The sequence below is a fragment of the Rhodopirellula europaea 6C genome (assembly GCF_000338295.1).
In the GTDB taxonomy this organism is placed as follows: Bacteria; Planctomycetota; Planctomycetia; order Pirellulales; family Pirellulaceae; genus Rhodopirellula; species Rhodopirellula europaea.
Genome location: NZ_ANMO01000235.1, coordinates 35306 through 47180 on the forward strand (window position 1 = coordinate 35306; position 11875 = coordinate 47180).

The 11875-nt window shown below is 56.5% G+C and carries 9 protein-coding genes; 5 read left to right on the forward strand and 4 right to left on the reverse strand.

The features are described 5' to 3' along the window. Positions 1 to 18 precede the first annotated feature (18 nt). Genes RE6C_RS25000 through RE6C_RS25010 form a run of 3 tightly spaced genes read right to left on the reverse strand, consistent with a single transcriptional unit; the run spans position 19 to position 2660 of the window. Entirely contained in the window at positions 19 to 522 is a 504-nt protein-coding gene (locus RE6C_RS25000) for a YraN family protein (RefSeq protein WP_008661126.1), read from the reverse strand. Between the two features lie 9 nt (positions 523 to 531). Further along, positions 532 to 2088, reverse strand: coding sequence for a hypothetical protein (locus tag RE6C_RS25005; RefSeq protein ID WP_008661127.1), 1557 nt, complete (start codon positions 2086 to 2088; stop codon positions 532 to 534). Continuing rightward, on the reverse strand, positions 2088 to 2660 hold the full coding sequence (locus RE6C_RS25010) for a DJ-1/PfpI family protein (RefSeq protein WP_008661128.1): 573 nt from the start codon (positions 2658 to 2660) through the stop codon (positions 2088 to 2090). Before RE6C_RS25010 ends, RE6C_RS25005 begins: the two co-directional genes overlap by 1 nt. A 257-nt stretch (positions 2661 to 2917) precedes the next feature. On the opposite strand from RE6C_RS25010, the gene RE6C_RS33115 reads away from it, so the two are divergent. The 4 genes from RE6C_RS33115 (at position 2918) to RE6C_RS25025 (ending at position 8359) form a co-directional block, all read left to right on the forward strand. Beyond that, the gene (locus tag RE6C_RS33115; RefSeq protein WP_236618514.1) at positions 2918 to 4048 is read left to right on the forward strand and encodes a PQQ-binding-like beta-propeller repeat protein; all 1131 of its coding nucleotides are present in this window, start codon (positions 2918 to 2920) and stop codon (positions 4046 to 4048) included. Between the two features lie 5 nt (positions 4049 to 4053). Next, positions 4054 to 4512, forward strand: coding sequence for a PQQ-like beta-propeller repeat protein (locus RE6C_RS33120; protein WP_008661131.1), 459 nt, complete (start codon positions 4054 to 4056; stop codon positions 4510 to 4512). 198 nt (positions 4513 to 4710) lie between these two features. Continuing rightward, positions 4711 to 7320 carry a DNA gyrase subunit B gene (locus RE6C_RS25020; protein ID WP_008661132.1) on the forward strand — a complete coding sequence of 870 codons (2610 nt, stop codon included), beginning with the start codon at positions 4711 to 4713 and terminating at the stop codon, positions 7318 to 7320. 4 nt (positions 7321 to 7324) lie between these two features. Further along, the gene (locus RE6C_RS25025) at positions 7325 to 8359 is read left to right on the forward strand and encodes an AAA family ATPase (RefSeq protein WP_008661133.1); all 1035 of its coding nucleotides are present in this window, start codon (positions 7325 to 7327) and stop codon (positions 8357 to 8359) included. 81 nt (positions 8360 to 8440) lie between these two features. Here the strand turns inward: RE6C_RS25025 and pheA are convergent, their stop codons facing one another. After that, positions 8441 to 9532: a prephenate dehydratase gene (gene pheA, locus RE6C_RS25030; RefSeq protein ID WP_008661134.1), complete on the reverse strand. Its 1092-nt coding sequence runs from the start codon at positions 9530 to 9532 to the stop codon at positions 8441 to 8443. Positions 9533 to 9871: 339 nt separating this feature from the next. On the opposite strand from pheA, the gene dnaK reads away from it, so the two are divergent. Continuing rightward, complete coding sequence (gene dnaK / locus RE6C_RS25035; RefSeq protein ID WP_008661135.1) at positions 9872 to 11809, forward strand: molecular chaperone DnaK; 1938 nt, start codon at positions 9872 to 9874, stop codon at positions 11807 to 11809. The last annotated feature ends 66 nt before the right edge of the window (positions 11810 to 11875 follow it).

Consider the following 11875-nt stretch of genomic DNA (forward strand, 5'->3'; position numbering starts at 1 on the left):
TTGATGGACCAGTTCTGTTCAGCCGTAAAAGGAATCGATCCCGACCGCGTCGAATGCCGACTCGTAGTGTTCGACACGAGTTGGACGCGGTTCATCTCGCGGCCACCAAACCGCAACGACGTCAAAGCGACACGCGATGCCGAGTAACTTCTTGCGTTTCAAGTAGCGTAGGGCGGCTCGTGTGATACGTGCCTGTTTGTTTTCATCGACGCGGTCTGCGGGGTGTCCTGGCCGCGTGGTCGATAGCGTTTTGACTTCGACAAAGACAATCAGACGTGGCCGCTTGCGAAGAGCGATCAAGTCGATTTCACCGGCGCGATCGGATTCACTCTCGGCGATGACGTTCAGGCCTTTGCGCCTCAGCAATTGAGCGGCCGCTTGTTCACCGCGGCGGCCAAGTTGAGCGTTCTCGTCGATCGAACCAAAGCGATAGTCGACGTACCAGTTTTTGAATCGCTTGCCGCGGGAGTTGATCCAGGCAAGCGTCTGACGAGTGCGATTGGCAAGGCGGTTGGTTGCCAAACGTCGGCCTCAGGGTTTGGGGACGTGACGGTATTGACCGAAGTTCTTTTCCGCGATCCGACGCATCCGGCTTTCGCCTTCGCGGCTGTGGTAGCTGATCGTGTGAACAATGCTGATGGGGTTTGTGTCGCCAAACAAATTGGTCGATCGGTTTTCTTCGGACAGCAGGTCCTCGATGCCCTGTGGGAACTCGCCATCGCTGAGCAGGAAGATCACATCGGGTTTGAGTCCCAAGGCGAAACGCAGTGGTTCATAGGGAGCTTTACCGCGATCCATGGAAACTCGCATGGCCCAATTGCGAAGTTGTTGCTTGTTTTTCGCGGTGGCGTAGGCACTGCGTGTTTCTGGTTCGGGGGATCCCGACAACTGCATGTAGTCGCATTCGGCGTCAAAGAAAACAACGTAAAACCGCTGCTTCTCCGTCAGCATGTCAATTGATTGCAGTAGCGCCGATCGAGCGGATGTGAAGGCATCGCCCATGCTGCCGGAGCTGTCGACGAGGTACACAAAGTGGTTGCCGCCACCTTCTACGCCGCAAAACTCCATTTGCGATTTGGAGTCAGACTTCAGCTTTTGCATCGCTTGAGAAGCGGCGGACGACGAGCTGGAAAGCGATGACAAATTCGATGCCGCCGCGGCAACGGAATCCATTGCTGTCGAGGTGATGTCCACCATTGGCATTTCGCCAATTTCACTGACGTCGTACTGGACTTCGTCTGGTTGCGATTGAGTTGGTTCGGTGATGGGTTCGCTGCTTTCAATGGCAAACGTTTCCATCGCCGTCTCTTCACTTTCGCTGGATGCGGAAGCGGAGAATGCCATTTGATCCTTTGGTCGAGCGTTGCTGAGCGTGAATGCGGCAAGGATGAAAAGCAGAACCACATGCACGACCGTGCTGACGATCAACGCGGCTGGTTTTGCACGTCGTCCATTCGTATTGGTCTCTTCATCATCTTCCACAACGCTGGGAAGCGGTTCGCTGAAAGAGGATGGCGCGTCTTCCGTTGTGAGAAACGAGTCGTCTTGTGGTTCGAGATCAGACGTCGTGGTTTCAGAAGCCGTGGATTCGTCGAGCAGATCTGTGTCGGTGGCAACCTCGGGTTCGAGTGGTTCCGTCGGCGAGGTTGGAGCGAGATCCGGCAACGCGGTTTCACTGAGGCGTCTCATCTTCGGCGCTCGCACCGATGCGCCGTGTCCGGAATCGTGCCGGGTGGTGACCTTGGTGAACGAGTCGAAAGCCTCGCGAACTTCGTTCCATGATGAGAAGCGACCGGAGCTTTGGAAGCTCGACGGGTTCAGGTTGTTTTGAGATGCACTCGGTGCTGGCTCGGCAATGTGAGGCAGGTCAATGGGCTGCCCGGTTTCGATCGATTCCAGTTCCGCTTCGATTTGCGACGCGGTTGCTTCGAGTCGGGCCGCGTTGGCCTCGAGTCTTGCCGCATGGGCTTCGCGGCGGACGCGAAGCAATTCAGCATGCAGTTCCGCTTTCCGAGCACGCAACGCGTCGGCATGATTCGGTGAAAGACCGGAGGCGGGGTCGACGCGATCGGAATCAGGAGCGTTCATCAATCCGTTGGAAGCAGTCGGCAGAATTCACGCATCCAAGCGGGGTGAGCAGGCCAGGCTGGTGCCGTGACCAGATTGCCATCGACGTGGGCAGTGTCCATGCCTTTGCCGGGAGTCATGTAGGTTCCGCCGCCGATTTGAACTTCGGGAGCGACGGCTGGATAGCAGCTGCATTCACGGTCCTTGAGCACACCTGCGGCGGCCAGGATTTGTGGGCCGTGACAAACCGCAGCGATGGGTTTGTTCTGATCCGCGAAATGGCGAACGATGTCGAGGACTTTTTCGTTGAGCCGCAGATACTCGGGGGCTCGGCCGCCCGGGATGACCAGGGCGTCGAAGGTTTCAGGCTGCAATCCTTCGAAGTCAGCCGTGATCGCGAATCGGTGTCCCGGTTTTTCGCTGTAGGTCTGGTGGCCTTCGAAGTCGTGGATCGCGGTGGCCACGGAGTCTCCGGCGGATTTGCCGGGGCAGACGGTGGCCACTTCGTGTTCCAGCATCAGCAACATCTGATAGGGAACCATGGCTTCGTAATCTTCGACGAAGTCGCCGACGAGCATCAAAATTTTGGCCATTCTGCCTGGGAGCGGATACGAGGGAATGGAAAAGCGGCGGTCAGAAACTGCCCGTGAGAGGGGCGGATGCTGGCGGCCTGAAAGAAGAACGCGAAAAACGGGTGCCGATCACGACGTTTGAATCGATCTTTCGGGCTTTTTTTTGCGAGGCGAGTGTACCCAAATTCGTTCAGATTGGGAAATTCGCCGTCGGGGCGATCGTGGATTATGCTGAACGGTCTTCCGGATGGCTCCCGTTCTTTTCTGGTATCGCTGCAATGCACCGCTCTTTTCACTCCCGTCTCATCCTTTCACTGACGCTGGTCGCTGCCTACGCGATTGGATTGTCCGCGTCCGCACTCGCTGATCACGAGTTGCTGGGCCCCAACGAGACTCGCCAGCTTGGATTGGAAGAAGTTTGGCGACGCAATCTGAGCGTTCCTGCGGGACGTCAATCGATCGTTGATCAAAAGATGATCGTCCACCAAACGCAAAGCCACGTGTTTGTGGAAATTGTGGAAAAGTCGGGCGAGCCAAAGCCAGCAGAATCCAAGCCGGTCGCTGAGGGAGAAAACGCGGCTCCGGAGATCGACGAGGAGGTCGTCGTCTACGCACGTTTTCAAGTCGACAGTGACTTGTCCCGACGAGGTGCAATCGATCAGAAAGAAGCGGAGCGATTGGCGAACAACGAAATCCGCCGCATGAAACGTCGAGGCATCGACGCTGAGTTGCGAAATCGGACAATTCCAACGATTCGGTTCTACACGCTTTCAGACGATGGCACCGTCGAGTGCCGAGATGCTGAGTCAGGTGATTTGATTTGGTTGCAACGTGTTGGTTCCAACATGCGTGGCTACGGTGGTTTGGGAGTGGACGAGGAGTTCGTTTCTGTTGTCAACGGTGGCGAGCTGATCAAGTTGGACGTCAAGAACGGACAAGTGTTTGGCGCAACTTCGTTGGAATACGTTCCGCTGCAAGGCGTCGTGCACTGCAACGGATTCGCACTGGTGCCATCGATTGGTGACCGAATCGCGGGTTATGGATTGGTGGACCCAACGATCGATCCATTCGCTGAGATTGTTGCCGGATCGGCATTGGCGATGCCGACGCATGCCGCGGACTCCAACAAAGTGGGTTGGGGAACCAGCCAAGGGTTTGTTTACGTGATGGAAATGGAAGGCGAACCGAACGTTCAGTTTCGCTTGAACACAGACGGGATCGTCAGCGGAGCTCTTGCCGCGGCTCCCGGAGAACGTTTCTTCTTCGGTTCAGAGTCTGGGCAAATCTACGGGATCAAAGCCACCCGCGAAGGCGAAGTGTTGTGGAGCCGACCGACCGGCGAGCCGATCTACGAGAGTCCGATCTTCTTCAACGAAAAGGTTTTCATCCGACGACCTACGGCAATTTGATGTGCGTGTCGGCGAGCGATGGCTATTCCGTATGGCCACAAACGGTGCCCGGCGTTCAGGAATTGCTCGGTGCGATCGACGGCAAAATCTACGCACGAAGCATGTCGGGATCGCTGTTGGTGATGTCCATGGAAGATGGCTCATTGCTCGGCCGTTTTCCTCGTATTCAACCCGAGGCGTTGGTGGTCAATCGTTCCACCGACCGTCTGTATCTTGTCAACAAACGGGGCACCATGCAGTGCTTGCGAAGTCCCGGTTCGGTGATTCCGAAGGTGGTTAAATCATCGGCCCCTGTCAAAACCGAAGAGGAAGCTGATACGGAACTGGAGAAGCAGGAACCAGAATCGACGACCCCAAAGGTTGTCGACCCATTTGGTGGTGGCGGAGGAGCAGATCCGTTCGGTGACACCATGGAAGATCCATTTGCTCCCGCGGGGGGGCAAGATCCATTCGGCGACTTCTGATTCACCCGGCAATCGGACATCTGGGCTCTCCTCGGAAGCGGAAACGATTCCGGGAGAGGGTACGCACGTGATCTAGCGCAAAGTCGTTCTTTTTGGTAGACTACTGCCTGCTATTTGACGCTTTTTTTTGACGTGGGGGCGAGTCCGCCTTCAGCGTCAAAAACCCCGCATTTGACGGCCTCCACGGGCCGCCCATTCATGAGCGATTCCTCCTCGACTGACCCTGCTTCGAACGACCCATCCGAGGATCCAAACGTTGTGCCCGCTGGCGCGGCAGCCGGCGACGGAAATTCAGCCGAGGCGAACGCTGGTCCACAACGACCTGTGGAACGTGTTTCGACGGGGCCGTCGGCAAATTCGGAGTACACCGACAAGGATTTGCTGCACCTGTCGGACCTCGAGCACGTTCGCGAACGTCCCGGGATGTACATCGGTGACACGACCGTTCGCGGTCTGCACCACCTGGTCTACGAAGTCGTCGACAACTCGATCGACGAAGCGATGGCCGGATTCGCGAAATCGGTCAGTGTGATCGTTCACACCGACGGCAGTGTCACGGTCGAGGACGATGGACGTGGGGTTCCTGTCACCCGTCACGATCAATTGTCAGAAGAACTTGATCGTGAAGTCAGCACGCTCGAGGGCGTGATGACGGTGCTGAAGTTCGGCGGCAAGTTCGAGAAAGGGGCCTACCAGACTTCGGGCGGTTTGCACGGCGTCGGTGTGACGGTTGTGAACTTCCTGAGCCAATGGGCCGAGGTGGAAGTCAGCCGTGATGGTTCAACTTGGACTCAAGGCTACGAACGCGGGATTCCCACCGGTCCGATTCAAAAAGGTCGGCCGACAAAGAAGACAGGCACGAAGACCACGTTCAAAGCGGACGGGCAAATCTTCAGCGTCACCAAATACAACTTCGACACACTTCAAAAACGTCTTCAGGAACTCGCGTTCCTCAACAGTGGCGTTCGCATCAAGTTTCTTGACGAGCGAAACGGCGAAGGCGGCGACTACCAGTATGACCGCGGGATCGTTGAGTTCGTCGAACACCTCAACCGCGCCAGCGATGTGTTGCACGGAGACGTGATTCAGTTTGTCGGTGAGAAGGACGGAGTCGAGTATGACATGGCGCTGCAGTACAGCACCGAGTTCACCGAAACCGTTCAGTCTTACGTCAACAACATTCATACGATCGAAGGCGGGACGCACGTGTCCGGTTTCCGTTCGGCGTTGACGCGGACGCTGAACAACTATGGCAAAAAAGAAGGCCTGTTCAAGAACACCACGCCGACCGGCGACGATTTTCGCGAGGGTCTGACGGCGGTGATCAGCGTGCGGGTTCCTCACCCGCAGTTCGAAGGTCAAACGAAGACCAAGCTTGGTAACGGTGAAGTCGACGGCATCATCACCAGTGGTGTTGGCGAAGCGCTGAACAAGTACCTCGAAGAGAATCCTCGAACGGCCAAAGCGATTGTTCGCAAGGGTTTGCTCGCCGCCGAGGCTCGCGAAGCGGCTCGCAAAGCCAAGGATCAACTTCGCAAACGAAAAGACGCCCTCGGTGGCGGTGGTTTGCCCGGCAAGCTTCGCGATTGCATCTCCAAGAACATGGAAGAGTGCGAAGTCTACCTGGTCGAAGGTGATTCGGCCGGTGGATCGGCCGAAGGCGGGCGGATGCGTGAGTACCAAGCGATTCTGCCGCTTCGCGGTAAGATCATCAACGCTTACAAGAGCCGCGAAGACAAGGTGCTGGCCAATGAGGAAGTTCAGTCGATGATTCAAGCGATCGGTACCGGAATCGGTGCTGATCAGGATCTTTCGCGACGTCGGTACAACAAAGTCATCATCATGACTGACGCCGACGTCGATGGCAGCCACATTCGTACGTTGCTGCTTTGTTTCTTCTATCGGCAGATGTATCAACTGGTTGCCGCCGGTCACGTTTATGTGGCTCAGCCGCCGTTGTTCCGGGTCTCGCAGGGCAAGAACCGGTACTACATCCAGTCCGAAGAAGAGATGAAGGGCCAGTTGCTCGAACGTGGTTTGAATGACACACGATTCGAGACCGAAGACGGACGCAGTGCAGAAGGGGACACAATGCGTGCACTTTGCGTCGCGCTTGCATCGATGGAAGATGCAATTCTTGCGTTGGAACGTCGTGGCGTCAGCTTGCGAGTTCACAGCGAACGCTTCGATCCCGTTACCGGCAAGCTGCCTCCGTTCTTGTTGACGATTTTGGGTGGAGAGCATTGGTTCATGAAGCAATCGGATGTCGAGGCATTCCTTGCTGAAAACGATGCCACGTTGGATATCGATCAAGCTGAAGAAGAACTGAACGTCGACGGTGAAGAGGTCGTCAAAAGCGATGAGCCCGAAAAGGTGGTCGCTCACTTGGCCGAGCTTCACGAAGTCCGGACGATCAACAGCGGCTTGAAGGATTTGGAACCACTCGGTTTCGGATTGCAGGATTTGATTCCCGCCGACCGTACCGGTTCCACCACCGCCAGGTTCGAACTGGTTCGCGGCGAGGACATGCGTCGTCCGCTGGAAGACTTGCGAGAGCTGTTGCCTGAGGTGCGAGCCGCCGGTGAAAAAGGTTTGCAAGTGACTCGCTTTAAAGGGCTGGGCGAAATGAACGCGGAAGAGCTCCGCGAAACAACGCTCGATCCCGCCAACCGGACGCTGGTGAAGGTCAACCTGACCGACGCGGGTGCGGCCGACGAAATGTTCCGTTTGTTGATGGGCGACAAAGTCGAACCCCGTCGCGAATTCATCGAAACCCATGCACTTGATGTGCGAAACCTGGACGTCTAGCACGATGGTCACACCGCCTCCCAGAGACAATAGCGAAGGTTCGGACATCGAAACTGCGGAGGCGTTGATCCAAAGCGTTGCCCAGGTCAAAGAGCAGGTCGGCCGAATCGTGGTCGGGCAGAGCGATGTGATCGAGCAATTGCTGATCGCGATCTTGGCTCGCGGCCATTGCTTGTTGGAAGGCGTGCCCGGACTGGCGAAAACGTTGATGGTTCGGACGTTGGCCAGTTCAATGAGTCTGGATTTTCGTCGGATTCAGTTCACACCTGATCTGATGCCCGGCGACATCACGGGCACGGACATCATCCAAGAAGATCACGAAACCGGACGTCGCGAGATGTTGTTTCGTCCGGGCCCCGTGTTCACGCAAATGCTGTTGGCCGACGAGATCAACCGGACGCCACCCAAGACGCAGGCAGCGCTGCTGGAAGCGATGCAGGAACATGAGGTCACCGCGGGTGGCAAGACCTACGCTTTGAAGGAACCGTTCTTTGTTCTTGCGACGCAGAACCCGATCGAGCAAGAAGGGACCTATCCGCTTCCCGAGGCTCAACGCGATCGGTTCTTGTTCCACGTCGTCGTTGGCTATCCGTCACGCGATCAAGAAGCCGAAATTGTTGAGCGAACCACTTCCGGCGATTTGGCGGATGTTCAGCCCGTCGTCAGTGGCGAAGACATTTGCAAGTTTCAGTCCGTGGTTCGTCGGGTCCCATTGCCTGAGCACGTGAAGAACTGGGTGATCGATGCCGTGCGCGCTGCGCGGCCGAACGAACCCGATGCGAAGGATTGGGTTAAAGAGTGGATCCAATGGGGGCCCGGCCCGCGAGCGAGTCAACAATTGGTGTTGGCATCCAAGGCCCGTGCGTTATTGCACGGTCGCACACACGTGACGCTCGAGGACGCACAGGCGTTGGCACTGCCGGTGCTTCGTCACCGAATCGTGCCAACATTTTCTGCCGAGGCGGATGGCATCGCGGTCGAGGATTTGATCTCGCGATTGGTAGCCGAGCAAAGTGTCGGCACCGCGTCGGTGCTATAGAGTTAGATCGGTTCGCCTCGTGGTCTGTCGCAGCTAAAAGTGAGGGCGTCCGCTACCCTGAAAACAAGTCGTGACCGGCCACTAGCTTTCTACTCGTGCCGCGCGGCCGTAGCTTCCTAGCACATGAGTGTGATGGGTCGCTGTTTGAAGGTCTTCGATTGCTTTCGCGATCGCGACGTCTTGGCAGTGTCCTGGGAACTCAACGACGAAGAAGTATTCGTTCTTGGTGCCGGGTTGAGGGAACGACTCGATCCAAGTCAGGTTCAGCTCGTGTCGTTTGAAGATGCCCATCACATCGGCCAATGCGCCGGGTTGGTGGGCAACTTGAAACAGTAGCGTCGTTTTGTCTTGGCCGGTGGAGGCCGGTTGTTCGTGGCCGAGTACCGCGAATCGGGTCACGTTGTCGCGGTTGTCTTCGATGTTGGCGCCGATGACACGAAGTCCATGGCGCCGGCCGGCGGCCTCGCTGGCGATCGCGGCGATGCCAGTTTGGGTCGCGGCCAGTTTCGCGGCGGCCGCGGTCGAACTGCATTCGATCAGTTTCGCGTGAGGCAGATTGTTGGCCAGCCAGACGCGGCACTGAGAGATCGCTTGCGGTTTGCTGTGGACTTCGGTGATGGAGTCGCGATCACACATCGCGAGCAACTGGTGATGGATTGCGAGTTGCACTTCACCGGTGATCGAGACTTCGCCTTTGGATAGTCTGCCGAAGGTATCGACGACACGGCCGTCAGTGCTGTTCTCGATTGGTACGATTCCGCCGGCGCAGTCACCTCTGCCAACGGCGTCGAAGACAGCCCCGATCGACGACACTGGCAGCAGGTTGGCGGCGTCGCCGAAATATGCCAACGCGGCCAAGTGGCTGTAGCTGTCCGGTGGGCCAAGGAACGCATACGTGCCCGGACGAGTGGCTCGCCAGCAAGCCGACGCAACGTGTCGCAGTATGTTCCGCTGAACTTCGCTGTCTGGCACGGCGGCGTTTGAGTCTTCGTTTCCGGAGCCTGATTGCACCGATCGGTCCACTACGTGATCGATCGATGCCAGAGTGCTGGCCCAGTCCGGGTTGGGATTCGACACCGTGTTTTCCATCATCGCTCGGCAGCGTTCGCGCAGCAGATCGAGGATTTGGGTGTCGATCGATGCGATCGTATCGCGTGGGTCAGTTGAACTCATGGGAGTGAATTTTCGGGCGTGAGCGAAAGGTGACTGCCGTTTTGGCAAGGCAGCATTGTGGCATGGAGCGAAGTTTTGGGTGGGCTGCCAAAACGGTTTTGAAGGATTTTTTTAAAACGCGTGGCTGTGTTTTTAGTCGGCGAAACACGTGTTTTTTGATGGTCGTCTTTTTGGCAAGCACGCTGTGAGAGGGGCTCTGGCACAGATCTTGCCATATCTGTGGATCCAACCAAAAGGCTGACGAAATGGACCGCTCAGGGGCCGCGGTCGGCCCGGCGAAATCCAAATTCATATCATTTGACACCCACCATCCCGTTCGGACACAGGAGCTCACGCATCATGGCACAAGGCGAAAAAATCATCGGTATCGACCTCGGGACCACCAACAGCGTGGTCGCGATCATGGAAGGTAGCGAGCCAAAAGTTATCCCAAACCCTGAAGGCAACCGGCTGACTCCCAGCGTGGTCGCTTTCACAGACAAGCAAGAAACCATCGTCGGCGAACCCGCTCGACGTCAAGCCGTCACCAACCCGAAGCGTACCGTGTACTCGGCAAAACGTTTCATGGGACGTCGTCACAACGAAGTTCAATCGGAAGAAAAAATGGTGCCCTATGGCATCACCGGTGGAGCTGGCGATTACGTCAAGATTCAAGTTGGCGACAGCGAGTACACGCCACAAGAAATCTCCGCCAAGGTTCTTCGCAAGTTGAAGGAATCGGCTGAGTCGTACTTGGGGCACAAAGTCAACAAGGCGGTCATCACCGTTCCCGCATACTTCAACGATGCACAGCGTCAAGCAACCAAAGACGCCGGCCAAATCGCCGGTTTGGAAGTTGCTCGGATCATCAACGAACCAACCGCGGCTGCACTGGCTTACGGTTTGGACAAGAAGAAGGACGAAAGCATCATCGTCTTCGACTTGGGTGGTGGTACGTTTGACGTTTCGGTTCTGGAAGTTGCTGATAGTGGCGACGAAGAACAAGAGAGCCGCGTGTTCCAAGTTGTCAGTACCTCGGGTGACACGCACCTTGGTGGTGATGACTTCGACGAAGCGTTGATCAACCACGTTGCCAGCGAATTCCAAAAAGAAAACGGCATCGATCTTCGCAACGACGCGATGGCGTTGCAACGTTTGCAAGAAGCTTGCGAGAAGGCGAAGAAAGAACTCAGTACTTTGCCAGAAACCGACATCAACTTGCCTTTTATCACGATGGATGCTTCGGGGCCGAAGCACCTGACGATGAAGATCACTCGATCCAAGTTCGAAGAGCTGATCGATGCATTGGTGGAGCGTTGCCGTGGGCCAGTCTTGCAAGCATTGAAAGACGCTGGCATGGACCCCAAGGACATCGACGAAGTTGTCTTGGTCGGTGGTAGCACCCGGGTGCCAAAGGTTCGCGAAGTTGTCAAAAGCATCTTCGGCAAAGACCCTCACCAAGGTGTGAACCCCGACGAAGTGGTTGCTGTTGGTGCCGCGATCCAAGGCAGTGTCTTGGCTGGTGACCGCAACGATGTGTTGCTGCTCGACGTGACTCCACTGACGCTCGGAATCGAAACCGAAGGTGGCGTGATGACCGCATTGGTCGAACGCAACACCACGATTCCTGCCGAGAAGAAGAACGTCTTCAGTACCGCCGCGGACAACCAAACCGCCGTGACCGTTCGAGTGTTCCAAGGGGAACGCAAGATGGCCAACGCGAACCGATTGCTTGCTGAATTCAACCTGGAAGACATTCCTGCTTCACCGCGTGGTGTGCCACAGATCGAAGTCAAGTTTGACATCGACCAAAACGGCATTCTGAGTGTTTCGGCGAAGGAACTGAAAACCGGGAAAGAAGCCAACGTCGAGATCAAAGACAGCGGCGCGTTGTCCGACAGTGACATCGAGCAAATGCAGAAAGACGCGGAAGCCAACGCGGAAGAAGACAAGCGACAATTTGAATTGGTCGAGGCTCGCAACAAGGTCAACCAACAGGTTTACCAACTTGAGAAGTTGATGGGCGAGAACGACGACAAGTTGTCCGATGACGACAAGGCTCCGATGAACGCTGCGATTGAAAAGGTCAAGAAAGCCGCGGAAGGCGATGACTTGGCTGAGATCAAAGCTGCATCGGACGAATTGGAAGCCGCCTCGCAAGCGTTTAGCAAGGTCTTGTACGAGAAGACTGATGCAGCTGGCGAAGCCGGTGCTGACGCGGCAGGTGCCGCCGGTGCAACCGCGGGCGGCGGAGACGATGACGACGCGATCGACGCGGAGTTTGAAGTCAAAGAGTGACCCAACCGATGTGAGTCGGACGGTTGATTCCTTTCGGCTCGCACGTTTTTGATAACGGCGAGTCTC